Origin of the sequence: Falsirhodobacter sp. alg1, from assembly GCF_000739715.2 — a bacterium.
Lineage (GTDB): Bacteria > Pseudomonadota > Alphaproteobacteria > Rhodobacterales > Rhodobacteraceae > Falsirhodobacter.
The window spans coordinates 16,334-42,382 of record NZ_BBJC02000004.1 but is presented as its reverse complement, the minus strand read 5'-3'; the positions used below and the strand labels follow the sequence as shown (position 1 = coordinate 42,382).

Annotated in this window: 32 protein-coding genes and 1 pseudogene; 9 read left to right on the top strand and 24 right to left on the bottom strand. The window is 60.9% G+C overall.

Translation table 11 applies throughout. From position 1 onward, the window contains the following. The first annotated feature begins 25 nt into the window (after nt 1-25). From TR36_RS08565 to TR36_RS08545, 5 genes are all read left to right on the top strand, one after another. A complete protein-coding gene (locus TR36_RS08565; protein WP_237763544.1) occupies nt 26-832 on the top strand; it encodes an SDR family NAD(P)-dependent oxidoreductase in 807 nt (268 codons plus the stop codon). Then, nucleotides 832-1,038: a hypothetical protein gene (locus tag TR36_RS08560; protein ID WP_045391819.1), complete on the top strand. Its 207-nt coding sequence runs from the start codon at nt 832-834 to the stop codon at nt 1,036-1,038. The genes TR36_RS08565 and TR36_RS08560 overlap by 1 nt, the downstream gene beginning before the upstream one ends. After that, nucleotides 1,038-1,607 (top strand): cob(I)yrinic acid a,c-diamide adenosyltransferase, encoded by a 570-nt coding sequence (locus TR36_RS08555; RefSeq protein WP_045391822.1) that lies wholly within the window; start codon nt 1,038-1,040, stop codon nt 1,605-1,607. The genes TR36_RS08560 and TR36_RS08555 overlap by 1 nt, the downstream gene beginning before the upstream one ends. 97 nt (nt 1,608-1,704) lie before the next feature. Next, a complete protein-coding gene (locus TR36_RS08550) occupies nt 1,705-2,463 on the top strand; it encodes an electron transfer flavoprotein subunit beta/FixA family protein (protein WP_062763030.1) in 759 nt (252 codons plus the stop codon). Then, nucleotides 2,463-3,377: an electron transfer flavoprotein subunit alpha/FixB family protein gene (locus tag TR36_RS08545; protein WP_045391828.1), complete on the top strand. Its 915-nt coding sequence runs from the start codon at nt 2,463-2,465 to the stop codon at nt 3,375-3,377. The genes TR36_RS08550 and TR36_RS08545 overlap by 1 nt, the downstream gene beginning before the upstream one ends. 34 nt (nt 3,378-3,411) lie before the next feature. On the opposite strand, the gene TR36_RS08540 is transcribed toward TR36_RS08545, so the two are convergent. The 6 genes and pseudogenes from TR36_RS08540 to TR36_RS08510 all read right to left on the bottom strand — a co-directional run bounded on the left by TR36_RS08540 (nt 3,412) and on the right by TR36_RS08510 (nt 7,432). Beyond that, nucleotides 3,412-3,681 carry an HPr family phosphocarrier protein gene (locus TR36_RS08540; protein ID WP_045391831.1) on the bottom strand — a complete coding sequence of 90 codons (270 nt, stop codon included), beginning with the start codon at nt 3,679-3,681 and terminating at the stop codon, nt 3,412-3,414. Next, a complete protein-coding gene (locus TR36_RS08535; RefSeq protein ID WP_045391834.1) occupies nt 3,678-4,076 on the bottom strand; it encodes a PTS sugar transporter subunit IIA in 399 nt (132 codons plus the stop codon). Before TR36_RS08535 ends, TR36_RS08540 begins: the two co-directional genes overlap by 4 nt. A gap of 4 nt (nt 4,077-4,080) precedes the next feature. Next, nucleotides 4,081-4,977, bottom strand: coding sequence for an RNase adapter RapZ (gene rapZ / locus TR36_RS08530; protein WP_045392064.1), 897 nt, complete (start codon nt 4,975-4,977; stop codon nt 4,081-4,083). Between the two features lie 5 nt (nt 4,978-4,982). Continuing rightward, nucleotides 4,983-5,390: an HPr kinase/phosphorylase gene (locus TR36_RS08525; protein ID WP_045391837.1), complete on the bottom strand. Its 408-nt coding sequence runs from the start codon at nt 5,388-5,390 to the stop codon at nt 4,983-4,985. After that, nucleotides 5,387-6,768 (bottom strand): annotated as a pseudogene (locus TR36_RS16430) (ATP-binding protein). The gene TR36_RS08525 and the pseudogene TR36_RS16430 overlap by 4 nt, the downstream one beginning before the upstream one ends. Further along, a complete protein-coding gene (locus TR36_RS08510) occupies nt 6,737-7,432 on the bottom strand; it encodes a response regulator transcription factor (protein WP_045391840.1) in 696 nt (231 codons plus the stop codon). The pseudogene TR36_RS16430 and the gene TR36_RS08510 overlap by 32 nt, the downstream one beginning before the upstream one ends. Nucleotides 7,433-7,756: 324 nt before the next feature. Between TR36_RS08510 and TR36_RS08505 the strand changes: the two genes are divergently transcribed. Beyond that, nucleotides 7,757-9,355, top strand: coding sequence for a phosphoenolpyruvate carboxykinase (locus TR36_RS08505; RefSeq protein ID WP_045391843.1), 1,599 nt, complete (start codon nt 7,757-7,759; stop codon nt 9,353-9,355). Between the two features lie 40 nt (nt 9,356-9,395). Here the strand turns inward: TR36_RS08505 and TR36_RS08500 are convergent, their stop codons facing one another. The 13 genes from TR36_RS08500 to folK all read right to left on the bottom strand — a co-directional run bounded on the left by TR36_RS08500 (nt 9,396) and on the right by folK (nt 19,296). Beyond that, nucleotides 9,396-10,160 carry a sulfite exporter TauE/SafE family protein gene (locus TR36_RS08500; protein ID WP_045391846.1) on the bottom strand — a complete coding sequence of 255 codons (765 nt, stop codon included), beginning with the start codon at nt 10,158-10,160 and terminating at the stop codon, nt 9,396-9,398. After that, nucleotides 10,161-10,919: a DNA repair protein RecO gene (gene recO, locus TR36_RS08495; RefSeq protein WP_045391849.1), complete on the bottom strand. Its 759-nt coding sequence runs from the start codon at nt 10,917-10,919 to the stop codon at nt 10,161-10,163. Nucleotides 10,920-10,925: 6 nt separating this feature from the next. Next, entirely contained in the window at nt 10,926-11,261 is a 336-nt protein-coding gene (locus tag TR36_RS08490) for a DUF1491 family protein (protein WP_045391852.1), read from the bottom strand. Then, nucleotides 11,258-12,166, bottom strand: a complete 909-nt coding sequence (gene era / locus TR36_RS08485; protein ID WP_045391855.1) for a GTPase Era — start codon at nt 12,164-12,166, stop codon at nt 11,258-11,260. Before era ends, TR36_RS08490 begins: the two co-directional genes overlap by 4 nt. Before the next feature lies 1 nt (nt 12,167). Continuing rightward, nucleotides 12,168-12,848 carry a ribonuclease III gene (rnc, locus tag TR36_RS08480; protein WP_045391858.1) on the bottom strand — a complete coding sequence of 227 codons (681 nt, stop codon included), beginning with the start codon at nt 12,846-12,848 and terminating at the stop codon, nt 12,168-12,170. Further along, nucleotides 12,845-13,642 carry a signal peptidase I gene (gene lepB, locus TR36_RS08475; RefSeq protein ID WP_062763026.1) on the bottom strand — a complete coding sequence of 266 codons (798 nt, stop codon included), beginning with the start codon at nt 13,640-13,642 and terminating at the stop codon, nt 12,845-12,847. Before lepB ends, rnc begins: the two co-directional genes overlap by 4 nt. Nucleotides 13,643-13,694: 52 nt before the next feature. Further along, nucleotides 13,695-14,102 (bottom strand): holo-ACP synthase, encoded by a 408-nt coding sequence (gene acpS, locus TR36_RS08470; RefSeq protein ID WP_045391865.1) that lies wholly within the window; start codon nt 14,100-14,102, stop codon nt 13,695-13,697. After that, entirely contained in the window at nt 14,099-14,836 is a 738-nt protein-coding gene (locus tag TR36_RS08465) for a pyridoxine 5'-phosphate synthase (protein WP_045391868.1), read from the bottom strand. Before TR36_RS08465 ends, acpS begins: the two co-directional genes overlap by 4 nt. Nucleotide 14,837: 1 nt before the next feature. Beyond that, a complete protein-coding gene (locus TR36_RS08460; RefSeq protein ID WP_062763024.1) occupies nt 14,838-15,476 on the bottom strand; it encodes a DUF2062 domain-containing protein in 639 nt (212 codons plus the stop codon). A gap of 63 nt (nt 15,477-15,539) precedes the next feature. After that, nucleotides 15,540-16,184 carry a DUF2062 domain-containing protein gene (locus TR36_RS08455; protein ID WP_045391874.1) on the bottom strand — a complete coding sequence of 215 codons (645 nt, stop codon included), beginning with the start codon at nt 16,182-16,184 and terminating at the stop codon, nt 15,540-15,542. Between the two features lie 13 nt (nt 16,185-16,197). Next, the gene (locus tag TR36_RS08450; RefSeq protein WP_045391877.1) at nt 16,198-18,312 is read right to left on the bottom strand and encodes a bifunctional (p)ppGpp synthetase/guanosine-3',5'-bis(diphosphate) 3'-pyrophosphohydrolase; all 2,115 of its coding nucleotides are present in this window, start codon (nt 18,310-18,312) and stop codon (nt 16,198-16,200) included. Nucleotides 18,313-18,329: 17 nt separating this feature from the next. After that, entirely contained in the window at nt 18,330-18,683 is a 354-nt protein-coding gene (rpoZ, locus tag TR36_RS08445; protein WP_045391879.1) for a DNA-directed RNA polymerase subunit omega, read from the bottom strand. A gap of 37 nt (nt 18,684-18,720) precedes the next feature. Then, nucleotides 18,721-19,296, bottom strand: coding sequence for a 2-amino-4-hydroxy-6-hydroxymethyldihydropteridine diphosphokinase (gene folK, locus TR36_RS08440; protein WP_045391882.1), 576 nt, complete (start codon nt 19,294-19,296; stop codon nt 18,721-18,723). Nucleotides 19,297-19,376: 80 nt separating this feature from the next. On the opposite strand from folK, the gene ispH reads away from it, so the two are divergent. Both ispH and rnhA read left to right on the top strand, forming a co-directional pair. Further along, on the top strand, nt 19,377-20,339 hold the full coding sequence (ispH, locus tag TR36_RS08435; protein WP_045391885.1) for a 4-hydroxy-3-methylbut-2-enyl diphosphate reductase: 963 nt from the start codon (nt 19,377-19,379) through the stop codon (nt 20,337-20,339). 188 nt (nt 20,340-20,527) lie between these two features. Beyond that, nucleotides 20,528-20,992 (top strand): ribonuclease HI, encoded by a 465-nt coding sequence (gene rnhA, locus TR36_RS08430; RefSeq protein ID WP_045391888.1) that lies wholly within the window; start codon nt 20,528-20,530, stop codon nt 20,990-20,992. 16 nt (nt 20,993-21,008) lie between these two features. Here the strand turns inward: rnhA and TR36_RS08425 are convergent, their stop codons facing one another. From TR36_RS08425 to def (TR36_RS08410), 4 genes are all read right to left on the bottom strand, one after another. Beyond that, nucleotides 21,009-22,289: an Nramp family divalent metal transporter gene (locus TR36_RS08425; protein ID WP_062763022.1), complete on the bottom strand. Its 1,281-nt coding sequence runs from the start codon at nt 22,287-22,289 to the stop codon at nt 21,009-21,011. Nucleotides 22,290-22,422: 133 nt separating this feature from the next. Then, nucleotides 22,423-23,313 carry a methionyl-tRNA formyltransferase gene (gene fmt, locus TR36_RS08420; protein WP_045391891.1) on the bottom strand — a complete coding sequence of 297 codons (891 nt, stop codon included), beginning with the start codon at nt 23,311-23,313 and terminating at the stop codon, nt 22,423-22,425. A gap of 13 nt (nt 23,314-23,326) precedes the next feature. Then, entirely contained in the window at nt 23,327-23,824 is a 498-nt protein-coding gene (gene def / locus TR36_RS08415; protein ID WP_045391894.1) for a peptide deformylase, read from the bottom strand. After that, nucleotides 23,821-24,345, bottom strand: a complete 525-nt coding sequence (def, locus tag TR36_RS08410) for a peptide deformylase (protein WP_062763153.1) — start codon at nt 24,343-24,345, stop codon at nt 23,821-23,823. Before def (TR36_RS08410) ends, def (TR36_RS08415) begins: the two co-directional genes overlap by 4 nt. Before the next feature lie 105 nt (nt 24,346-24,450). Between def (TR36_RS08410) and TR36_RS08405 the strand changes: the two genes are divergently transcribed. Then, nucleotides 24,451-25,623 (top strand): MalY/PatB family protein, encoded by a 1,173-nt coding sequence (locus TR36_RS08405; RefSeq protein ID WP_045391897.1) that lies wholly within the window; start codon nt 24,451-24,453, stop codon nt 25,621-25,623. A gap of 3 nt (nt 25,624-25,626) precedes the next feature. Here the strand turns inward: TR36_RS08405 and TR36_RS08400 are convergent, their stop codons facing one another. Beyond that, entirely contained in the window at nt 25,627-25,977 is a 351-nt protein-coding gene (locus TR36_RS08400) for a hypothetical protein (protein ID WP_045391900.1), read from the bottom strand. Between the last annotated feature and the right edge of the window lie 72 nt (nt 25,978-26,049).

Genomic DNA, 26,049 nt, shown 5'->3' with positions numbered 1-26,049 from the left:
CGCAAATAATCCCAGAACCATCCTGATGACCGGCTGTTCCTCCGGAATTGGTCTTGATGCAGCCCGCGGAATGGCCGCACGCGGGTGGCGTGTCTTTGCCACCTGCCGCAACGCCGAAGATTGCGAACGTCTGGCTGCCGAAGGGCTGGAAAGCTTTCCGCTGGATCTGGACAGTCCCGCCAGCATCTCTGCCGCTGTCACCGAGACTCTGGCACGCACCGGCGGCACGCTGGATGCCCTTTATAACAACGGCGCCTTTGCCTGCCCCGGGGCGGTAGAGGATATTCCCCGCGATGCCCTGCGTGCGATATTCGAGACGAACCTGTTCGGCCCCCATGAATTGACCCGCCAGATCATCCCGATCATGCGGGCCCAAGGCCATGGGCGTATCGTGAACTGCTCCTCCGTTCTGGGGTTTGTCGGGGCAAAATGGCGAGGGGCCTATGCCTCCACCAAATTCGCGATGGAGGGGCTTACGGATATCCTGCGGCTGGAAATGGCGGGGACCGGCATCCATGTCGTACTGCTGCAACCCGGCCCGATCACATCCGAGCTGCGCCAGAAGGCAATCCCACATTTTGAACGCTGGATCGATTGGCGCGCCTCGGCCCGCTCGGCGGAATACAAGGATATCCTGCACCGCCTTTACGAAGATAAAGGCAATGACCGCTGGGAACTGCCCGCGTCTGCCGTTACCGCGAAACTGGTTCGCGCGCTGGAGGACGAACGCCCCCGCGCCCGTTACCGGATCACAACCCCGACCCATGCCATGGCGATCGCCCGCCGCCTATTGTCCACCCGCGCGCTTGACGCCCTACTCCGGAGAGCATGATGCCAGACATTGCCCCAAACACGATGATGATCCTTGGCGCAATCTGCGCCTTCTTTACCCTGATGACCATCGTCCTGATCCTCGGTGCCTTCATGGCCGAAAGCAAACCACGCGTCGCCTCGGCCCTGCACAAGATCCGGATCGGCGCATTGGTCGGAGCCATCGGCACGTTGGTCCTGCTGGTCTGGCTGTTCATCTCACGCTGATGGTCACGCTTTCGAAAATATACACCCGCACCGGTGATGATGGCACGACAGCGCTCGGTGATGGACAGCGCGTGGCGAAAACCGATCCGCGGGTCGAAGCATATGGCACCGTGGATGAGCTGAACGCCACCGTAGGGATTGCCCGGCTTTACGCCTCCGCCCTGATGGACAAGGCATTGGCGCGCATCTCGAATGAACTTTTCGATCTGGGCGCGGATCTGTGCCGCCCCGATCCTGACCGTGATGCTGACAGCCCCTACCCCGTTTTGCGCATGATCCCCGCACAGGTGGACCGCCTGGAACAGGAAATGGACCGGATGAATGCCACTCTGGACCCTCTTCGCAGCTTTGTGCTGCCCGGCGGATCGCAGGTGGCCGCCCATCTGCACCTGTGCCGCACCGTATGCCGCAGGGCCGAGCGGATGGCACTGGCCGTGCCCGACACCAACCCTGTCGCGATCAGATACCTCAATCGCCTGTCGGACTGGTTTTTCGTGGCCAGCCGTGCCGCCAATGCCGAAGCGGATGGCGATGTCCTCTGGCAGCCGGGTAAGACGCGAGACGCATGATCTGACGGTTTCCGTTTGAAATTTACGCCCCGCCACCCCTATCTAGGGCGGCAATAGCAGAAAACGGTCCCGATATCGGGACCAAATGGGAGGCCGCATGAAGGTTCTGGTACCTGTAAAGCGAGTGATCGATTACAACGTGAAGGCGCGCGTCAAGGCTGACGGCACCGGCGTCGATCTTACAAATGTCAAAATGTCGATGAACCCTTTTGACGAGATCGCTGTCGAGGAAGCGGTCCGCCTGAAGGAAAAAGGCATCGCAACCGAAGTTGTGGCCGTATCGATCGGTGTGAAACAGGCCGGCGATACACTCCGGACCGCCATGGCCATGGGGGCCGATCGCGCCATCCTGATCAATGTGTCTGACGACGCAGGCACCGACATCGAGCCACTGGCCGTTGCAAAGCTGCTCAAGGGCGTGATCGATGCCGAACAGCCAGGCCTTGTCATCGCGGGCAAACAGGCCATCGACAACGACATGAATGCCACGGGCCAGATGCTTGCCGCACTGCTGGGCTGGGGCCAGGCGACATTCGCATCGAAAGTCGATGTCGAGGGCGACACCCTGCGCGTGACCCGTGAAATCGACGGCGGCCTGCAGGACATTACCATGACGCTGCCGGCGATCATCACTGCGGATCTGCGGCTCAACGAACCGCGTTATGCCTCTTTGCCGAACATCATGAAGGCGAAGAAAAAGCCGCTCGAGGAAAAGACCGCCGCGGATTACGGCGTTGACATCACCCCCCGTCTGACCGTGATGAAAACGGTGGAGCCTGCTGGGCGTACCGCCGGCATCAAGGTGGCCTCGGTCGATGAACTTCTGGCAAAACTCAAAGCGGCGGAGGTCCTCTGATGGCTGTTCTTCTTCTGGCTGAATCCAATGCAAACGGGCTGAACCGCGATGCGACCGCCCGCGCCATAACCGCAGCCTCTACTCTGGGTGAGGTGACGGTACTTGTACCGGGTGCGGGTGCGGCCGAAGTTGCCGGCATCTCTGGCGTCTCGCGCGTTCTGACCGCCGAGGGTGACGGGGTGGCGCATGGTCTGGCCGAGCCTTTGGCCGCGCTGATCATCGGGATGGCTGCTGACTATAGCCACATCGTCGCCCCTTCCACCGCCATGGCAAAGAACGTGCTGCCGCGGGTTGCCGCCCTTCTGGATGTCATGGTCATTCCGGATGTGATCGCGATCATCGATGCCGATACCTTCGAACGCCCTGTCTATGCCGGAAATGCCGTCCAGACGGTGAAATCCGCAGATGCGACCAAGGTGCTGACCGTTCGCACCGCCGGGTTCGCCGCTGCGGCGGATGGCAATACGGCCCCTGTATCCCCTGCCCCCGAAGCGGCAGACCCTGCCCTTTCTGCCTGGGTTGCGGATCATATCGCCGACACCGATCGCCCTGATCTGACATCAGCGCGTATCGTCGTATCGGGCGGACGCGGGATCGGCTCCGAAGAGAACTTTGCGCTTGTAGCGAACCTGGCTGACAAGATGGGGGCTGCCGTTGGTGCATCCCGTGCCGCAGTCGATGCGGGCTTTGCCCCCAACGACTGGCAGGTTGGCCAAACGGGTAAGGTCGTTGCGCCGGACCTGTATATCGCCCTCGGCATTTCAGGCGCGATCCAGCATCTCGCCGGAATGAAGGACAGCAAGGTAATCGTCGCGATCAACCAGGACGAAGACGCACCGATTTTTCAGGTGGCCGATTTCGGACTGGTCGGCGATCTGTTCACAATCGTACCGGACCTGACCAGCAAGGTCTGATGATGACAGGGGCGGCTCCGGCCGCCCTCGTTGCCTACGCCCCTTCGCCGAAGTAATTGGCAACCAGATCCTGCAACGCATCCGCAAGCTCTTCGGCTTCGGCCCCGGAGGTAGAGATCTTGATGACACTGCCGCGCGCGGCAGCCAGCATCAGCAACCCCATGATCGAATCGCCAGACACGTCCATCCCGTCCTTCGAGACGGTCGCTTCTGCATCGAACTCCTCGACCACTTCCACGAATTTTGCCGACGCACGGGCATGCAGCCCTTTGACGTTGATAATTTCCAATGTGCGCTGGCTCATGTAGAAACGTCACCCAGATCAAGACTATTGATGTATTTGCGGCCTGCATCCAGCGCCAGCGACACGGCATCGGACACCGGTAGCCCGCGCGATTTGGTCAGCTTGATCAACATGGGCAGGTTCGCCCCGTAAACAATGCGCCGGTTGCGCCCCATGCAGGCCGGCAACGACAGGTTCGAAGGCGATCCCCCGAACATATCCGTTACCACCACTACACCGCCACCATCATCCACGGCCTCGGCAGCGGCGCAAATCTCCGCCTGCTTCTGGCTACGGTCATGCTCGTCCTCGATTGCGATGGCCGCCATTGCAAGCTGCTTGCCCACAACATGCTCCACCGCCGAGAGGTACTCGCGTGCCAATCCACCATGTGCAACGATCACGATGCCGATCACGCGTTCATCCTGCTTGTACCAAGGGCTTTTGCGTCGCCCTGCGTTCCAGTTCCCGATGCCGTTTTGACACCGGCCAGCCTTGCTGCGCAAGGAGGCCGGACAAGATTTCTACCATGGCCACGGAACGGTGCTGCCCCCCCGTGCAGCCGAACCCGATGGTCAGATGCGCCTTCCCCTCATCCAGCTGCGCGGGCAACAGGAACAGCACAAGATCCTGTATCTTATCAAGGAATTGATCAAACCTCGGGTCCTGCCGGATGTGATCCACAACCGGCGCATCGCACCCAGTCATCTCCCTCAGGGCAGGAACCCAATGCGGGTTGTTCAGAAAGCGGCAATCAAAAATCATGTCAACGCCGCGCGGCACACCCCTTTTGTAGGAAAACGACTGGATCGAGACAGACATCCGCGTGTTGTCGGCGCCGCAATACCAGCGCGCGATCTCGGCCTTCAGATCATGCGGCGTCATCTCGGTCGTATCGATCAGATTGTCGGCGCGCACGCGAACGGGGGACAGCAGATCAACCTCGCGCGTGATCCCTTCGACAAAGGCCTCACCCAGAGGGTGGCGGCGGCGGGTCTGGTTATAGCGACGCGCCAACTCCTCGGCGGAACAATCCACATAAAGCACATCCAGCGATACGTCGGGATTGCGCGTCAGCCGGTCGATCAACTCGATCAGCGCCGTGGCGTTGAAATCACGGTTGCGGATATCCAGCCCCAAGGCAAGCCGTCCGACGGGCGCCCCCTCGATCAACCGCGGCACAAGGCTCAGCGGCAGGTTGTCGATCACCTCGTATCCCAGATCCTCCAATGCGTTCACCGCAGTGGATCGCCCGGCACCCGACGGGCCGGTTACCAGAACCAGATTGTGACCAAGGCCGTCAGGGGCCGGCGGCAAGGCGTTCAATATCGTCGTCCACCTTTAAGATATTGCAGGATCGCATCTGCAAGGTGCTCGTGCTTTGCGCCCAACACAAGGGGCAAGGCAATACCGAGCACAGATCTGTGACCCGCCTGCGGCAGGCGCGCCACCTCCTCTTCGGCCATATCGACCATAAGCACGATTTTTGCAGGGGCATGTTCGGCATACAGCACACCAATGCCCCGCGCCTCGATCAGGCCGGCGAGCGCAGGCGGGGCGGCGCCGTGAAGGCATCCATCCGCGGCATGCAGCATGGTCCGGTCGTCCGATACCAGCACCGCGCCCCGTGCCATCAAGGCCAGCGCCAAGGTTGATTTCCCGCTACCCGAAGCCCCGACAATCAGCACGCCGCGTCCGTCCACAGCCACCGCAGAGGCGTGCATGATCATGCGTTCACCGGCAGGCCAACGACAAAACGCGCACCTTTGGCCGGACCCAGATCATTTCCGTTGCGGATATTCTCTGCCCAGATCGCTCCGCGATGGGCATCGACAATCTGCTTGGCAATCGAAAGGCCCAGGCCCGAATGGTCTCCGAACTCCCCCGACGGGCGCTCCGAATAAAACCGCTCGAATATCTGTTGCAGCGCCTCTTCGGGAATTCCCGGCCCCTGATCCTCTACAACCACCAATGCCCGGTGGTTGCGATGCAGAACCCATATCCGCACCGTTCCGCCCGCTTCCGAAAATGAAAGCGCATTGTCGATCAGGTTCAGTACCACCTGCGCAAGCCGCGCCTCCAGGCCTGCCACCATCACCGGCCCCTCTGGCAGGTCGGCAACCAGCTTGACCCCCTGATCCTCGGCCTTGGGCTGGCAATGCATGACCAGATTTCCAACCAGCCGCGTCAGATCGACAGGGGCCTCCTGCTCTTTCACAAGTTCCGCATCCAGCCGCGATGCATTGGCGATATCGCTCACCAATCGGTCCATACGCCGCACATCATGGTCGATGATGCTCATCAATGCTGCGCGCTGGTCGGGGCGGGCAACATGTAGGGTTTCCACCGCCGATCGCAACGATGCCAGCGGATTGCGGATTTCATGGGCCACATCGGCGGCGAACCGTTCGTTCGCATCGATGCGGTCATAAAGCGCATCCACCATGCCGCGCATCGCTTCCGACAGGCTGCCGATCTCGTCGGCGCGCTTGCTCATGTCCGGAATGGCGATCCGGTCCCCCGCCCCCAGGCCGCCGCGGTCAGATCCCGCAAAGGACGTGCGATGCGGGAAGCTACGACAAGGCTCAACCCTGCAGAAAACAGCAGGGCGGCAAGGGGCACGATGATACCGTGCTGCAGACCATGCGGCGCATCGGGGGGAATGATCCCGTCCATTTCCCGCAGGATGACCCGCTCTCCGGTCGGGGTCAGCGCCTCGACCACCCGCGTATCTTCCTTTCGGGGGCCGAACAGACGCATCCATTTCGGCGGCAGGGCCGGTTCTCCACCCGACACATGCACCAGCTCCTCGCCAGCGGCATTCCGCACGATGATCTCCTGCCCCATCTTGGGCGGCACCGCCCGGAGCATGGGGTCATTGGCATAGGCAAGAGCTGCCAGACGCACCTGCAACCGCAGGGTATCATCCCGCAGATCGCCCATCATTTCACGCGATGGGCTGAGGGCCACCATGCCGACGAGAATGACCGCCACCGTCAGAAGGTTGATCCCGACAATCCGCCGGACGAGCTGCGATGTCAGCAACCCTCCGCACCACGCAGCGCGACGGCGCCCCTTACCCGTCATTGTAGCGATAGCCGATGCCATAGAGCGTCTCGATCGCAGAAAAATCGGAATCGGCAAAACGCAGTTTCTTGCGAAGACGCTTGATATGGCTGTCGATGGTGCGGTCATCCATAGGGCCGTCATCCTGATACGCCGCCCGCATCAGCTGATCACGCGATTTCACGATGCCCGGGGCCTGCGCCAGCGTCTGCAGCAGCAGGAATTCCGTCACCGTCAGCGCGACCTCCTGCCCCCGCCAGATTACCGAATGTCGCGCCAGATCCATAAGCAGATCGCCCCGTTCCAAAATCGGGGACATGTCGGGCAGTTCGGGCAAATCGCGCATCACCTGCCGCCGCAGCAGCACGCGGATCCGTTCCACCAGCAGGCGCTGTGAAAACGGCTTGCGCATGTAATCATCCGCCCCCATCCGCAGCCCCAGAATCTCGTCGATCTCGTCATCCTTGGACGTCAGGAAGATGACGGGAATATCGGCATGACGCCGCAACCGCTGGAGGACATCCATACCGTCCATCCGGGGCATCTTGATATCCAGAACCGCCAGATCGGGCATGCGTTTGGAAAAGGCCGCCAAAGCACTGGGGCCATCGCTATGCGCATCAACCTCGAAGCCCTCTGCCTCAAGGGTCATCCCGATTGATGTAAGAATATTACGGTCATCATCCACAAGGGCGATACGCGACATCGGCTGCAATCTTTCACGTCCGCGACAATTCCGGGGTCGCCTCCTTCTCCCATCCCCCAGAATCACTTACAACTCCAAATCTCGGATGGCGCGCGGGAAACCGTTAGCGGTAAAATGCGCCCTTATGGCTGTGCAATACCACGGGACCGCCGGGCCAAACCACGGATGATTGCGCTAACGTACTGATTTACCGCTATTCTTTTCAAACCCCAACATGATATATCTCGAATTGTCACGCACGGCGTGCCGCGTGACCGACGCCCCGCATAGGGCTGTCGAAATCGGGTTATGAAATGTCGCCACGACGACATCGGGAGCTTGCAAATGACCATCGGACGAGTGAATCCGGCACAGACGCTGGACGATCAGGGCATCACCGGACTGGGTTCGGTTTATTACAACCTGATCGAACCGGCGCTTATGGAAGCGGCCGTATCGCGCGGCGAGGGAAAGATCGGCATCGGCGGCACATTCCTGGTATCGACCGGAAAATTCACGGGCCGCTCCCCCAAGGATAAACATGTCGTTCGCACCGCAGGCGTTGCCGAGCATGTCTGGTGGGAAAACAATGCCGAAATGTCCCCCGATGCCTTCGACCGTCTGTATGACGACATGCTGGCCCACATGAAGGGCAAGGACTACTTCGTTCAGGATCTCTATGCCGGGGCCGATGCCACGCACCGTCTGGATGTGCGCGTCGTGACCGAACTTGCATGGCACGGGCTGTTCATCCGTCATCTGCTGCGCCGGCCCGAGCGTGCCGAACTGGACAGCTACACCCCCGAATTTACGATCATCAACTGCCCGACGTTCAAGGCGGACCCCGCACGGCACGGCTGTGCTTCCGATACGGTTATCGCCCTGAACTTCGAACGCAGGCTGATCCTGATCGGCAATACCGAATACGCGGGTGAAAACAAGAAATCCGTATTCTCGCTGCTGAACTACATGCTGCCCGAAAAGGGCGTGATGCCGATGCACTGTTCGGCCAATCATGCCAAAGACAATCCGGACGACACCGCGGTGTTCTTCGGACTCTCCGGCACCGGAAAAACCACACTCTCGGCGGATCCGGCCCGCACCCTGATCGGGGATGACGAACATGGCTGGTCCGATGAAGGTACCTTCAATTTCGAAGGCGGCTGCTATGCGAAAACCATCTCGCTTTCCCCTGCGGCGGAGCCCGAGATATATGCCACGACCCGCAAGTTCGCCACGGTCATCGAGAACATGGTATACGATCCGGACACGCTGGAACTGGATTTCGAAGATGACAGCCTGACCGCCAACATGCGCTGCGCCTACCCGTTGGAGTACATCTCCAACGCATCTGCGACCGGGCTTGGCAGCCATCCGAAGAACATCATCATGCTGACATGTGATGCCTATGGCGTGCTGCCCCCCATTTCGCGCCTGACACCGGCGCAGGCCATGTACCACTTTTTGTCCGGCTTCACCTCAAAGGTGGCCGGCACCGAACGGGGCGTGACCGAACCCATGCCCACATTCTCCACCTGCTTCGGCGCGCCGTTCATGCCCCGCCGCCCCGAGGTCTATGGCAAATTGCTGCAGGAAAAGATCGCCCAGCACGGCGCCTCCTGCTGGTTGGTCAATACCGGGTGGACCGGCGGCGCCTATGGCACCGGCAAACGGATGCCCCTTAAGGCGACACGCGCCCTGCTGACGGCAGCACTGGACGGCACGCTGGACAAGGGCAAATTCCGCAAGGATCCGAATTTCGGATTCGAAGTACCGATCGATGCGCCCGATGTGGACACCGCCCTGCTGGACCCGCGCCGGACATGGGCCGATACGGCTGCATATGACGCGCAGGCGCAAAAGCTGGTTGGCATGTTTGCTGAGAATTTCGCCCAGTATGTGCCCTACATCGATGCCGACGTGAAGGCCGCCGCCTTGGGCTGAACAGACACAGGGGCGGTCGCAGGGTCGCCCCCACCTGATTTCACATGAATGCCTGCCGAACCAGATTGGCCCCGGTCACGACCAGCAGCAGCTGTGTCCACCACCGGAAACGTGCCTGATCCAACCGGTGATAGACCTGGAACCCCAGCAGCATCCCAACAAAGGCCGGCACGATCAAAAATGCCGAGAACATCAATCGATCCCCCGTCAGCAGCCCTGTTGTCAGATGGGCCGTCAGCAGCGCAACCGAGCCGATCAGGAAAACCACCCCCTGGATCCGCACGTTCTGTGCCTTCGGAATATCCGAGGACAGCAGGTACACCAGCAGCGGCGGCCCCCAGATACCCGAGATTCCGCCGTACAAGCCGGCCAGTGTGCCCAATATCCATTCCGCACGGCGCTGGTGGTGCAGCTTCAACGCCAGCGGAACCCCCATGAGCTGCAGGCCGGCATAAAGCGTGATCGGTATTCCCAGCAGAAGCAGAAATCCGACGTGCGGGATATATTGGGCAAAGGGAGCGGACACGCAGATGAAAATGATTGTGACCAAAATGAACCGCCGCACTTCCCATGCCGCCTCTCGGGCCGGGGCAAAGCCGTCCCGAAATGTCTGATGCAGGTTCGTGGTCAACGTAGGCAGGATCAGGCCCGCCAGCGCATATTCCGGCGGCAGGAATGTAGAAAAGAAGGAGATCATGATCAGCGGCATCGCAAACCCGATGGCCCCCTTCACGATTCCCGAAAACAACGTGATTCCCATGGCCAGCCAGAATACCCCTGCCGGCAACCCGAACACCTGATCCATTCAATCCCCCGCGCGATTCACGCTTTCATCTGCCTTTGCCTGTGGCGATGCAAGCCGTGTCAGCAGGTCGATCAGGCGGGCCCGCGCCTCGGGCAGGGCACGCCCCCCGTGGGCTGCCAATTCACGCTCCAGAAAATATGCGGTCATGCGAAAACCGTCATGGAGTTCGCCCTGCGTTGCCGGTCCCTGCCCCAACAAGGCGGGCGGCAGGGGCAGCAGCCTGTCCGCCCAGACCCCAGCCCCGCCGCGAGACACGGCACGCCCCGTGCGGGGGGAAACATAGACCAGATCATCACGTGATCCGGTTACAGCGCAGCGGGTAAGATCAAGGCCGAACCCCGTTTCCTCCAGCAGGGACATTTCCCACCGCAGATAGCGCGTCGCCCAGTCCGCGGCCCCCAATGTGTCCAGCACCTGCATCGACAGATGCCAAAGGGCTGGATAGGCTTCACGCTCCGGCAGGGCCACACGGATCATGGCACACACGGCATTCAGACCCGCCAGCCCCAGCCGGTCATCCAGAACCATGCGCGGGCGGATCGGCTCCACCGCAAAGGTACCCAGCTGGTCATCCAGCCGGGCGCGCCATGTCACATCCACCTGATGCCCCGGCTGCAGTGTGGCCGCCATTTTCCGAGAGGCGCCCCCATGGACCAGCCCCGCATGGCGGCCGTGCGCCGCCGTGAACACTTCGATGATCGCGGCTGTTTCGCCGTGCCGCCGCACGGACAAAAGCGCGCCTTCGTCCCGCCATTCCATAGCCTATTAGCTATCTGAAAGTCCGGGTTCGTCCAGTAAGGTTCGCCCTTTGCGGTCCTCTATTTCGACGACCCATAGGTCGGGATCGAAACCGCGCTGGCGGGCAATTGTCGCATCTACCTCCGGCTCCGGCCCTTCGACTAGCAGAACCCATGCGCGCGCACCTGTCATAAGATCGAAACTGCGGTGGTACGCACGGGCAGATCCGTCCAGCGTAGCAAGCTTTACCAGCACTGCCCCCGCCGTCGGATCGCCCTTGGCCGTGATAAAGGCGGGAATGTCCGCCAGCCGCAACCGTGTCAGATAGGCGCGGACCCAGAAGTCCGCGGTCAGTCTGCTCAAGCGTTGCCGTCCTTGAAATCAAGGCCCATCTCGGTATAGCGCTCCGGCTCTTCCAGCCAGTTCGGGCGTACCTTCACCTGAAGGAACAGGTGCGCGGGGCGGCCCAGAAATTCGGTGATATCGATGCGGGCCGCCTGCCCGACGGATTTGATCGTCTCGCCCTTGTTGCCCAGAACGATCCCCTTGTGACCATCGCGCGCAACATAGACGATCTGATCGATACGGGTGGAGCCATCGGGGCGATCCTCCCATTTTTCCGTCTCGACGGTCAGCTGGTAGGGCAGCTCCTCGTGCAGACGAAGCGTCAGTTTTTCACGGGTGATCTCGGCGGCAATGACCCGCATGGGCAGATCGGCAATCTGGTCCTCAGGGTAGAACCATGTTCCTTCGGGCATTTCGCCTGCGAGCCACTTTTTCAAGCGGTCCACGCCATGGCCTTTTTCAGCCGAGATCATGAAGGTTTCCATGAAGGGGAACGCTTCGTTCATCTTCTGGGTCAGCGCCAGCAGAACCTCGGCCTTGACCCGGTCGATCTTGTTGATTGCCAGCGCCACCCGAACACCCTGCGGAACCCGATCCTTGAGCGAGTCGATGATTGCAGCCGTCCCATCCGTCAGACCGCGATGCGCCTCGATCAGCAGAACGATCAGATCGGCATCGGCGGCACCACCCCATGCAGCCGCCACCATCGCACGATCCAGCCGGCGACGCGGGCGAAACAGGCCGGGCGTGTCCACGAACACGATCTGCGATTCACCTTCCATCGCCACGCCGCGGATACGCGCGCGGGTGGTTTGCACCTTATGGGTGACGATGGACACCTTTGCCCCGACCATGCGGTTCAAAAGGGTGGATTTGCCTGCATTCGGCTCTCCGATCAGGGCGACGAAACCGGCGCGGGTCATTTCATTTCTCCATCCGCGCCAGAAGCGCCTTTGCCGCCGCCTGTTCAGCGGCGCGTTTGGTGCGGGCACTGGCCCGCTCGGTCTCACCGGTGTCGAGATGAGCCTCGACGATAAAGACAGGTTCATGGTCCGGACCGGACCGGTCAAGTTCCGTGTAACGTGGCGGCTGCTGTCCGCGGGCCTGTGCCCATTCCTGCAGCGCCGTCTTGGCATCCCGGGCGTGGGTTGCGGCAAGGGCGATACGGTCGCCCCATAGCCGCAGGATCGTATCACGCGCCACCTCGAAGCCGGCATCCAGATAGATGGCTGCGATCACCGCCTCCATCGCATCTCCCAGCAACGCCTCCTTGCGGCGCCCCCCCGACATCATTTCCGAACGGCCCAGCTTCAATGCCTCACCCACACCGGTGGCGCGGGCCACATCGGCGCAGGTTTCCTTGCGCACCAGCGCGTTGAAACGCGGCGCCAGCTGACCTTCGGCGGCGGTCCGGTCGGCACGGAACAAAGCCTCGGCAATGGTCAGGCCAAGTACCCTATCGCCCACGAATTCCAGACGTTCGTTCGACGGACGCGTTCCGGATGAAATGGAGGCATGCGTCAAGGCCCGAAGCAGATACTCCGGATTCTTGAACTCATACCCCAGACGATCCTGAAGCGCGCGAAGATCAGCTGAAAGTTTCACTCAACCGCCTTGAAGAAACGATCCGGACGCCATGTCCAGAAATAGAGAAGCGAACGACCTGCCGAGGAGAAGATGATCCGGTCGGCACGACCGATCAGATATTCGGCCGGCACAAATCCGACCCCGCCCACGGCTTGGCTGAAGCGGCTGTCCTCGGAATTGTCGCGATTGTCGCCCATGAAGAAATATTCGCCATCGGGAACCTGATACACATCGGTATTGTCGGCATAGCCGTTGCTGTCGATGTTCAGAATCTCATGCGTCACGCCATTCGGCAACGTTTCCGTCAGCCGTTCGGTTTCGCAGACACCGCCGTCGCCAACCGGCGAGTTGGAGCAGCGCGGATATTCCCCCATCGGGCCCTGGCGCTCGTATGTTTCCGTAAAGGTGCCGGCAGGCGTCTGCGGCACTTCCTGACCGTTGATGAAAACGACACCATTGCGCAACTGGACGGTATCACCCGGCAGGCCGATCAACCGCTTGATGAAATCGGCACCGGTCACGGGATGGCGGAATACCACAACATCGCCACGCTCGGGTGCCCGCTCGAAGATACGCCCCGTGATCGGGCAGAAGGCGAAAGGACAGGAGAACCGGGAATAGCCATAGGCCATCTTGTTCACGAACAGGAAATCACCGATCAGCAGGGTATCCTTCATGGATCCTGACGGGATCCAGAACGGCTGGAAAAACAGCGTTCGGAAAATGCCCGCGATCAGCAACGCATAGACGACAGTTTTCACTGTTTCGGCGATACCGCCTTTGGTCTCGGTCTTTTTCTTGCGTGCGAACATGCGGGGCGCCCTCTGGATGTTCTCGGCTTCATGCGCGGGAGACGCCCATAAGTCAAGTTATGCGAACCGGACGCGCCTCTATCACGACAAAGGCCTGCGCCCAAGGGTGGTCATCGGTCAGGGTGACATGCACCACCGCCTCATGTCCGGGCGGGGTCATCGTGGCCAGCCGGTCCGCAGCCCAGCCGGTCAGATGCATGACGGGCTGACCGGTCGGCAAATTTGTCACCACCATGTCTTTCCACGAAATCCCCATACGCAGCCCTGTACCAAGTGCCTTGGAGCAGGCTTCCTTCGCGGCCCACCGTTTGGCATAGGTTGCGGGCGGATCGGGGCGGCGTTCGGCCCGCGCCTGTTCGGACGGGGTGAATACACGATTGCGGAACCTGTCGCCAAAGCGGGCCAAAGTCCGCTCGACACGTTCGATATTCGCCAGATCGGTGCCGATACCCAAGATCACGGGCGGGCCGCATCCATGCGGCGGCGCATCTCTTCGATCGCACCACCCAGGCCACGGAAAATGGCCTCACCGATCAGGAAATGACCGATGTTCAGCTCCACCACCTCGGGAATGAGGGCGATCGGGGTCACGGTATCATAGGCGATGCCGTGGCCCGCATGCACCTCCAGCCCTAGTTGCGCGGCAAGGCTGGCCGCGCGCTTCAGGGCCGCCAGCTCCACCTCGGCGCCCGCATCATTGCCCGCGCTGACCATATCGCAATAATGGCCGGTGTGCAGTTCGACCACGGCCGCGCCGATTTCGGCACAGGCCTCGATCTGCCGTGCCTCATGGCCGACAAACATCGACACCCGCGCCCCCGCCTCTCGCATGGGCGCAATGAAATCGGCAAGACGTGCGATATCGCCTGCAACATCAAGGCCGCCTTCCGTCGTACGTTCCTCACGACGCTCCGGAACAAGGCAGACGGCATGGGGGCGATGGCGCAGGGCAATCGCCTGCATTTCCGCAGTGGCAGCCATCTCGAAATTCAGCGGAATGGCGATTCCCGCCATCAGCGCATCAATATCGGCATCGCGGATATGGCGGCGATCCTCGCGCAGATGTGCGGTGATCCCGTCCGCACCCGCCGCCTCGGCAAGGATGGCCGCGCGCAAGGGATCAGGCCAGGTACCACCGCGTGCATTCCGCACCGTTGCCACATGGTCGATGTTCACGCCCAATCGCAAAGCCATTCTAGCCTCCGTTGTCTTTTTGCGCGGCGGCCCGCGCCAATGTTTCGCTTCTGGCCCGCAGCCGCGTAATGCGCAAGCCGCGATAGGCCCGCACCAGCGACAGTACCAAGGTATAGGCCCCGATTGCCGCAGCCAGCCCGAGAATGGACCCGCCCAACAGATAGGGCAGATATATCCGTTGGAAAAACAATTGCAGGCTCAGCCATCGCATATCCGCGTCGGTGAAAATTGCAAAGAAATTATGAAGCAGCTCACCCGCGGCCTTGGCAAAAAACGCCACGATCTGCCATGAAGGCAGCCCTTCGCCCATCCCGAGCAGATATTGCCCCAGCCCCACGCCCGATACCGCCAGAAACGGCAGTGTCAGCGGGTTCTGGACGAAGGCTGCAATAATCGCCGCAAAGATATTGCCCCGAATGACCCAGGCCAGCGCGGCGGCAATAATGTAGTCATGAAAAAGATAGGGGCCGAATGCCGCGAATACGCCACAGGCAACCCCGCGGGCCACACGCCGCGGGTCATCCGGCAGCCGCACCACCCGATGCCACAGGTATTGCACTGCCCGCCGCCAGCCACTGCGAGGCCACAGCGTCCGGCCCAGTTTCTGCCAAAACGTGAATGTCTCGCGCCGCTTGAACACAGATCAGGGCCCCCTTCAGTCAAGGGATAGGCGTCACGGACCGATCACACAAGCAAAACGGCACTAATCCTGACCGATGTCCCGAGATGAGGCATGGGCGCGACGCTTCTGAACGCGCTCTTCGGCTTTGGCCGCCCGTAATTTCTGATATGCCCTGACCAGGGGCAACGTCAGATAATAGAAGATCCCGCTGACAACGATTCCCGGAAACAGGCCGCCGATCATATAGGGGAAATAGATTTCCCAGAAAAACTCCCGCAGGCGGTTCCAGTGCATGACATCGGGGGTGAACAGCGCACAGGCATTGAACCACAGCTGCGTACCGGCGTTCGCAAATGCATCGCCAATCTCTCGCAGATCCAGCGCACCGGGCATTCCCAGCAACCAATGACCCAAACCGACGGATGTGATGGCGACGATGGGTGTGGTCAGCGGATTGCCGACGAATGTTCCCAGAAGCGCTGCAAGGAAATTGCCCCGCATCACCCATGCCAGAACCAGGGACCCCATAAGGTGGAAACCGAAGAACGGCGTAAAACTGATGAAGACACCCGCCGCGAACCCGCGGGCCACACGCTCCGGCTCGTCCGGCAGGCGACGCATCCTGTGCATCACATATTGGATCGCACGCCGGAAACCGCCCTTGGGATACACAAGCTCCCGCCCCCATTCGGTGAGCGTCCTTGGCTTGCGCCGTCTGAATACCATGGGACGCGCCCTTTCACGGCTTGCGGGTCAGATCCCGCACACGGGCGATTTGCGCCACTTGGCTCTCGGCTTCAAGGGCCGTCATCACGAGATGCAGATGCTCTACGTCACGGATGTCGATGTCCACCAGCAAACGATAGAAATCCGGCTTGCGGTCCATCAGGGTCAGATCGATGATATTGGCCTTCTGTTCGCCGATCAGCGAACAGACCCGCCCCAGAACGCCTGCATCATTGGCGATGGTCAGATCAAGAGAGGCATTGTTGACCGGCGCATGGCGACCCGGTTCCCAATGCAGATCGACCCACCTCTGGGACTGATCCTCGAACTCTTCCAGCGCGGGGCAATCGATCGTATGGATCACGACACCCAGCCCACGATAGGAAATGCCGACGATCCGTTCCCCCGGAAGCGGCTGGCAGCATTGTGCCCGGCGGAACGACTGGTCCAGCGCCAGCCCGACGACCGGCCGCTGCATCACATCTTCGGCACCATGCGGCGCAACCTCGGGATACAGCACCTCGATGACCCGGCGGGCCGGCAACTCGGCAGCACCGATTCGCGACAGAAGCTCTACCTCATCGGCGGTGGCCAGCATCCTTGCAGCGGTCCGAAGGGCCTTGTCGGTCATCTTGCGGCCAACCTGATCGAAGGTCGCACGCACCAGTTCCTGCCCCAGACGTACAAAGCGGCTGCGGTCGTCTTCACGCAAGGATCGCCGGATCGCGCTTTTGGCGCGTCCCGTGGTCACGATATCGATCCAGCTTGCCTGCGGGCGCTGCCCTTCGGCGGTGATGATCTCCACCGACTGGCCATTGCGCAGGCGGGTCCACAGAGGCACGCGGATCCCGTCCACCTTGGCCGAGACACAGGAATTGCCGATGCGCGTGTGGATGGCAAAGGCGAAATCCAGCGGTGTCGCCCCTTTGGCAAGCTGAATGACATCCCCTTTCGGGGTGAAGCAGAACACCTGATCGGTGTACATCTCCAGCTTCACCGTCTCCATGAAGGCGACGTGATCCTCATCATCCAGACGCTCGGTCAGGCTCGCGATCCACTTTTGCGGATCGACGGCAAAGGGGTTCTTGACCCGCTGCCCCTCACGATAGGCCCAATGCGCGGCAACGCCGGCTTCGGCGACCTCGTTCATCTGGCGGGTCCGGATCTGCACCTCCACGCGCTTGCCGTCGCGGCCCGCAACCGTGGTGTGAATGGAGCGATAGCCGTTCTGCTTGGGCTGGCTGATGTAATCCTTGAACCGGCCCGGAACTGCCCGCCAGCGATGATGGATGACACCCAGAATGCGATAGCAATCGGCCTCGGTCTCGCAGATCACGCGAAAGCCGTAGATGTCCGACAGGCGCGAGAAGCTGAGGTTCTTCTCCTGCATCTTGCGCCAGATGCTATAGGGCTTTTTCGCACGACCATAAACAGTTGCATCGATATCGGTCTTGTCCAGCTCACCCCGGATATCGGCCGTGATGTTGTGAACCATATCGCCCGCTTCACGCTGCAGCGTGATAAAGCGCCGGATGATCGAATTGCGCGCTTCGGGATTTATGACGCGAAAGGCCAGATCCTCCAGCTCCTCACGCATCCACTGCATCCCCATACGACCGGCAAGGGGGGCAAAGATCTCCATGGTCTCGCGCGCTTTTTGCGCCTGCTTTTCCGGGCGCATCGACTTGATCGTGCGCATATTGTGCAGACGGTCGGCAAGCTTCACCAGAATGACACGCAAATCGCGCGACATCGCCATGAACAGCTTGCGGAAGTTATCGGCCTGCTTGGACTGGGCGGACGAAAGCTCCAGATTGGTCAGCTTGGTGACACCATCCACCAGCTCGGCAATCTCGGTAGAAAACAGGCGCTCCACCTCAAGAAAGGTGGATTTGGTATCCTCGATCGTATCATGCAGCAGTGCGGTGACGATGGTTGCATCGTCCAGCTGCTGCTCTGTCAGGATCGCGGCAACGGCCACGGGGTGCGTGAAATACGGCTCCCCCGACTGGCGCATCTGTCCTTCATGCATCTGCGCGCCATAGGCATAGGCGCGCGAGATCAGGTCTGCATTGGTTCGCGGATTGTAATTGCGAACAAGGGCAAGAAGGTCGTCAAGATCGATCATTCCCGCCTTGCCGCCAATCAGTTCTGACCTTGCGCTTCCATAAGGGCACGCAGCAGTTTTTCTTCGGACATATCGTCTTGTGCAGGACGGTCGGCTTCGCCGCCCATCAGTGCAGCCATCTTGTCTTCTTCCGGCTCGTCAACTTCGATCTGGGTCTGGTACCCTTCGATCATCCGTTCACGCAGCGCGTCGGCTGCCTGTGTTTCGTCAGCGATCTCGCGCAGCGAAACAACGGGATTCTTGTCATTGTCACGGTCTACCGTCAGCGGCGACCCTGTCGCAATCTCACGTGCGCGGTGCGCAGCAAGCAGCACCAGCTCGAACCGGTTCGGAACCTTGTCAACGCAATCTTCGACCGTTACGCGGGCCATGGGACACTCCTCGGGTGGGGAACACGGAACGGCCCTCTTACGCGCTTCGCACAGGCTTGGCAAGGGCTACGCCCGCAACATCCCCTGCCGGAAGCGCGTCGCGCATCTGCGCCACGGTCAGCTTCAGGACCGGATGGCACCAGTCGGGGGCCACATCGGCCCATGGCACCAGAACGAAGCTGCGATCCTGCAACCGCGGATGCGGTAGCACCAGGCATTCCGGGGCCACGGACATCTGCAGATCGGGGGCCAGGCCGTGCCAACGCCGCCATTCCGGGACCGACGGCACCACCTGATCACCAACTGCCAGCAGGTCCAGGTCCAATGTGCGCGGCCCCCACCTTCGGGCGCGTATCCGCGCGGCACCCCGTTCTATCCGGTGCAACGCGGCCAGCAGATCCTGCGGCGCACCCGGCCAGCCAATTTCCGCAACCGCATTGATGTAATCAGGGCCGGAGCCTGCGGGAAACGCGGGTGTCTGATAGAACGGGCTGACAGCGATCAGGGTGATTCCCTCTGCCGTCATGGCACCAATTCCCGCCTGCAGCACCGCATCGGGGCCGGCATCCCCCAACGGCTGGTTGCTTCCAAGCGCTACAAACATGCGTTCCATCGCCTGCCTCTCCTGTCGGGGGCTGGACCTCGCGCCCCCCAGACCTTACCTCTTGCATGATCCTGAAGAAGGCAAGTCGCATGTCCCTGCCCCCGCTGAACCTTTACCTCGCCGCTCCGCGCGGATTTTGCGCCGGCGTTGATCGCGCGATCAAGATCGTGGAGCTGGCCCTGCAGAAATGGGGTTCCCCCGTCTATGTCCGGCATGAGATCGTCCACAACAAATATGTCGTGGATGCCCTGCGGGAACAGGGGGCGATCTTCGTCGAGGAACTGGATGATGTGCCCGATGACCGGCCTGTCATCTTTTCGGCGCATGGCGTCCCGAAGGCAGTTCCAGCCGAGGCAGCCCGGCGCGAGATGGTGTATGTCGATGCCACATGCCCGCTGGTCTCAAAGGTCCATATCGAGGCCGAACGCCATCATCAGGATGGCCTCCAGATGGTGATGATCGGCCATGCAGGCCATCCTGAAACCATCGGAACCATGGGCCAGCTCCCCGAGGGAGAGGTCCTGCTGGTCGAAACCCCCGAGGATGTGGCACATCTGCAGGTGCGTGATCCGCAGCGTCTGGCGTTCATCACACAGACCACGCTGTCGGTAGATGATACCGCAGGGATCGTGCTGGCGCTGCAGCAGCGCTTTCCCGCGATCGTGGGGCCGCACAAGGAAGACATCTGCTATGCCACCACCAACCGGCAGATGTCGGTCAAGGCCATTGCCGACAAGATCGATGCATTGCTGGTGATCGGTGCGCCCAATTCCTCGAACTCCCGTCGCCTGGTAGAAGTGGGGCGTGCTTCGGGTTGCGCCTATGCCCAGCTGGTACAACGGGCAGATGATATCGATTGGCGTGCGCTGGACGGCATCCGCAGCATCGGAATCACCGCGGGGGCGAGTGCCCCCGAAATCCTGGTAAACGAGGTGATCGACGCCTTTCGCGCCCGCTTCGATACAACTGTGGAAATTGTCGAAACCGCACAGGAGCGTGTGGAATTCAAGGTTCCCCGCGTATTGAGAGAGCCTGTCCAAGACACTATTTGACATTTGTGCGACAGGGTGAAACGCTGGCTTCGAGTGGGGAGTTTAACGAATGATTACTTCGATCGTGACGATGACTGTTCTGGCCGGCCTTGCTATCGCAATGCGCCCGCAACCTGCACCTGTACGCAGCACGGCACGCCGCCGCTAAGGCACTTGTGTGGCGTGCATCCCTAGGATAGCCCGCCACCATGCCAGAACTTTATGCTTATACCGATGGTGCTTGCAGTGGAAATCCCGGCCCGGGCGGCTGGGGCGTTCTCATGCTTGCCAAGGACGGTGAAACCGTCATCAAACAGCGCACCCTGAACGGCGGGGAGGCGCATACCACCAACAACCGGATGGAACTTCTGGCAGCGATTTCTGCGCTGGAAGCGCTGAGCCGGCCATCCACCCTGATCATCGTTACCGATTCGGCCTATGTCAAAAACGGCGTGACCACATGGATCCACGGCTGGAAGCGCAACGGCTGGAAAACAGCCGATCGCAAACCCGTCAAGAACGCCGATCTATGGCAGAGGCTGGACGGGGCACAGGCCCGTCACAAGGTCGAATGGCGCTGGATCAAGGGCCATGCGGGCCACGCCGAAAACGAACGTGCCGATGAACTGGCGCGCGAAGGCATGGCCCCCTTCAAGACAAGGCCCGCCGGTTAGGGCGGGCCTTGAACGTTCAGCTGATCAGCTTCCAAAGCTCGTTGATGCAAAGGATGATGAACAGGGCAGCGGCAACCCCCAGCAGCCCGTTCGAAACCCAGCTGCTACGCCATTCCTTCGGCAGACGCTTGGAGTTCAGCATCCAGATCAGGGTCAGGGCGAGGAACGGCATGAAGAATGCCCCGAGCGCCCCGTAGAGAACCACAAGCGCGAACGGCCGGCCAAAGGCTAGAAGCGCCATAGGCGGAATCGTCAGCCAGNAAACGAAAAAGCGGAAGGCCGGGGTCTTATCCAGACCTTCACGGGTATCCGCGGTCTGGTTCTTCACATGGTTGCGCCAAAAATCCGCGAACAGCATCGAAACGCCATGCCATACGCCCAGCATCGATGAGATGGAGGTCGCACAGAACCCGATCAGGAACAGGGTGGATACAAGCGAGCCGAACCGTTCGGTCAGAACTTCATCCAGATCCAGAAGGCCACGATCACCGGAAGACAGCGTGATTTGCGCCGTGTAAAGCATCTCTGCCCCGATAACCAACATCGCGATCACGAAAATGCCGGTGATGGCATAGGACACGCGGTTGTCCAGCCGCATGATGCCCATCCACTTGGTAGACCGCCAGCCTTTGGCATTCACCCAGTAACCATAGGAGGCCATGGTGATCGTTCCGCCGACCCCCCCGATCAGACCAAGGGTATAGATCGTCGACCCCTCGGGAATGGTGGGGATCATGCCCGTCAGCGCATTGCCCATATCCGGGGCCACAAGAATTGCCACGCCGACCACGATGATGAACATCAGGCCAATCAGGAACTTCATGACCGCCTCGAAGATCTCGTACTGGTTGGCCAGAACGAATGCGGCCCCTGCAAGCCCCGAGATAACGGCCCAGGCCCAAAGCGGCAGGAACGGGAACAGCGCCGCCAATGGCAAGGCGGTCGCGCTCATGGCAGTGGCGCCATAGACGAAGCCCCAGATCAGGATGTAGATCCCGAAATACCAGCTGGTCCAGCGGCCAAGCGATTTCCACCCATCCAGAATGGTCGTTCCCGTGGCAAGGTGGTACCGCGCAGACCCTTCGGCCAGCGAGATTTTCACGATACAGCCAACAACCGCCGCCCACAAAAGTGCATAGCCGAACAGCGACCCCGCGATCAGGGTCGCCACCAGATCGCCTGCGCCCACACCCGTGGCCGCCGCGACAATTCCTGGCCCGATCAATTTCCAGCGGCCCGATGTGGGGGGCTCCCCCGCATCCGGCACGCCATGGGCCTCGACATCAACCTTCGACATATATCCTCCCCGCTCAGAAGCCCGCGCATCCGAACCCGTGCCCGGTTGATCGCCAGCTGTTATTATAAGTCCGCGTCCTTTCCCCGAAAGGAAAAGACCCTGATAGACCAGCACGTAACGGGTTTTTCGTCTGTCAGTCCAGACGTTTCGGGAATGTCATTCCCCGCAGCAGCTCATCGGGCGTCATTGGCCGTTTGCCCTCGCGCTGCGCAAGCATTACCTGAACCGCGCCCGTACCGCAGGCGATGGTCAGATCATGCAGGACCTGCCCCGGTTCTCCCTCTCCATCGGCAAGCTGGCTGGCAAGGAGTTTCAGACGCTCCCCCCTAGCTTCGCACCACGTGCCGGGAAATGGCGAAAGGGCACGGATCTGGCGGTCTACCTCGGTTGCGGGGCGCGTCCAGTCAATCCGGGCTTCGGACTTGTCGATCTTGGCGGCATAGGTCACATCCGCGTCGGATTGGGTGACGGGCGTCTGCGGGGCTGCGATGGCCTGCCCGATCATGCGCGCCCCCATGGCGGCCAGCCTGTCATGCAGATCGGCAGTCGTATCCGTAGGGCCGATCGGCAGCGCCTCCCGCAGGATAACGGGTCCGGTGTCCAGCCCCGCCTCCATTTGCATGATGCAAATGCCTGTTTCCGCATCCCCCGCCAGAATTGCACGATGGATCGGCGCAGCCCCGCGCCAGCGCGGCAACAAAGAGGCGTGGATATTCAGGCACCCCATTCTTGGCGCATCAAGCACCGCCTGCGGCAGGATCAGGCCATAGGCTACAACCACCGCCACATCGGCGCCCAGTGCCGCAAATTCGGCCTGTTCGCCGGCGTCCTTCAGGCTGCGCGGATGGCGAACCTGCAATCCCAGTTCCAGCGCACGGGCATGAACGGGTGTCGGACGCTCTTTCTTGCCACGCCCCGCCGGACGCGGAGGCTGGGTATAAACGCAGACAATACGGTGTTCGGCGTGCAATGCTTCCAGCGCCGGAACAGAAAATGCGGGCGTGCCCATAAAGATTACGTCCATGCCCGCCTCTCCCTTACCGCCGTGCCGTTTTCTGCGCCCGCGCAACCAGCATCCGCCGTTTCAACGGGGACAGCCGGTCAAAGAACATCTTGCCGTTCAGGTGGTCTATCTGATGCTGGACCGATGTTGCCCACAGGCCCACGAAATCACGATCCTCGCTTTGCCCTTCGGCATTCAGAAAGCGTACGGTCACCGCCCGCGGGCGGGAAATCGTCGCATGAACCCCCGGCAGGTTCGGACTGGCCTCGTCATGCTCGCGCATATGGATGGAGGCGTGCAGAACCTCGGGATTGGCCAGCAAAACAGCCTGTCCCCGCACTTCGGAACAATCGACCACGGCGACACGCCGCATCACGCCGATCTGCGGTGCGGCCAGCCCGTAACCGGGCATCGCATCCATCGTTTCAACCATATCGGCCCAAAGGGCGCGGATTTCATCCGTCACCTCGGCCACGGGCTCGGCAACGCGGCGCAGCCGCTGGTCGGGCCACGGAATGAAGGGGCGGATCATGCCTTGTCCCGCGCCCGTTCACGCTTCAGCTTTTCCATGCGGCGGGTAATCATCTGCCGCTTCAACGCGCCCAGATGGTCGATGAACAGCTTGCCGTCCAGATGGTCGATCTCGTGCTGGACGCAGGTCGCCCACAGATCCTCGAAATCATCCTCGACTGTCTGGCCGTCCAGATCCGTCCAGCGCACGCGCACACGGGCCGGGCGCGACACCTCGGCATATTGCTCGGGAATTGAAAGACAGCCTTCCTCATACACGCTCTGCTCTTCGGACGCGCCGATGATGGAAGGGTTGATCAGAACCATCGGACGGGGCGCAGCCTCGGCATCCTTGGTGCAATCCATGACCAGTACACGCAGCATGACGCCGATCTGCGGGGCTGCCAGGCCGACCCCCGGCGCATCGTACATCGTCTCCAGCATGTCACGCGCCAGATTGCGGATATCCTCCGTAACCTCTGGCACGGCGGGGCAAACCTTTTTCAGGCGCGGATCGGGATGTATCAGGATCGGGCGTATCATACCGGATGATTTAGGCCATGCGCCTGTCTGGTGCAATCCTTCCCGCATACCTTCCCCTCTCGGAAAACCGCCGCTAGGGTTCCCCCGATGCGACAGGAGACGGGCATGACATTCGACGAACAGATCGACCGCACGGACACCCATTCACAGAAATGGGACATGATGGAAAAGATTTACAACGTCCCGCAGGGCAAAGGCTTGCCGATGTGGGTGGCGGACATGGAATTCCGGCCACCGGCCTGCGTGCAGAACGAAATCCAGAAAATGGCCGATCACGGCATCTACGGATATTTCGGGGATGATCGTGCCTATCTGCAGGCCATCTGCTGGTGGATGAAGAACCGCCATGGATGGGACGTCGCCCCCGAGGCCATCTTCACCACCCACGGCCTCGTCAATGGCACCGCAATGTGCATCGATACCTTCACGACACCGGATCAGGGCGTCGTCCTGATGACCCCGGCCTATCACGGCTTTGCCAAGGTTGCCCGTGCATCCGGCCGGCGGATCGTGGAATGTGAACTGGCCTTGGTGAATGGCCGTTACGAATTCGACATCGCCAAATGGGACACCCAGATGACGGGGACCGAGCGGTTGATGGTTCTCTGTTCGCCCCACAACCCCGGCGGACGCGTCTGGTCAAAGGATGAACTGCAAGCCATTGCCGATTTCTGCGTGCGCCATGACCTGATCCTTGTGTCGGACGAGATCCACCATGATCTGGTGTACCCGGGCCAAAAGCATATCCCGATGACGCTGGCCGCTCCGGGCATCATGGACCGTCTGGTCATGATGACCGCGACAACCAAGACGTTCAACATTGCAGGCTGCCACAGTGGCAATGTCATCATTCCCGATGAAGCTCTGCGCGCGAAATTCGCGGCCCGCATTCTTGCACTTGGAATTTCGCCCAACAGCTTTGGTGTGCGCATGGCCACCGCGGCCTATTCCCCCGAAGGGGCAGAATGGGTCGATGCCCTGATGGCCTACCTGGATGAGAACCGCCGGATTTTCGATGCGACTATCGCCGAGATCCCCGGGCTGGTCTCCATGCCGCTGGAAGGAACCTATCTGGCTTGGGTCGATTTTTCAGGCACCGGCATGAGTGCCGATGAAATGCGGACACGGGTAGAACATCAGGCAGGAATTGCCACAAACTACGGGGCAACGTTCGGCGCAGGGGGAGAGCCCTTCATGCGGTTCAACATCGCGATGACACGCGCGCAGATCATGGATGCCTGCGCGCGCCTTCGCAGTGTATTCGCCGATCTTCAATAATGATCAGGCGTGGGTCAGATATCCCGAGATTTCTGGCCCGCTCCGCTCAAAATCCACGGGCGCACGATCACCGACGGTCTGGAATGTCTTGAACTCACAGAGCAATTCGCCGTCTTCCAGTGACGACGCCACGATCAGGCAGCGGCCGACATGATGCGGGCCGTCATAGATGTCGACGAGCCCCCGCAGATGCGTCAGGCGCGACGCCTCCACGGCCATTCCGGTTTCCCACAAACGCAGAACCGGAAAAGCCGCGTCATCCAGCACGACATGCATGCGCGACGCGCGGCGGCGTTTGCGCTGGCTGGCTGCACGCAACCCGTCACGCAGATCATCGGTCAGAAATTCCAGCATGAGAAGCCCCCTAGAATCATGTTCGACAGATCCATTCTGTCCGTAAATTGCAAACTTCGCATGACGTTTTTT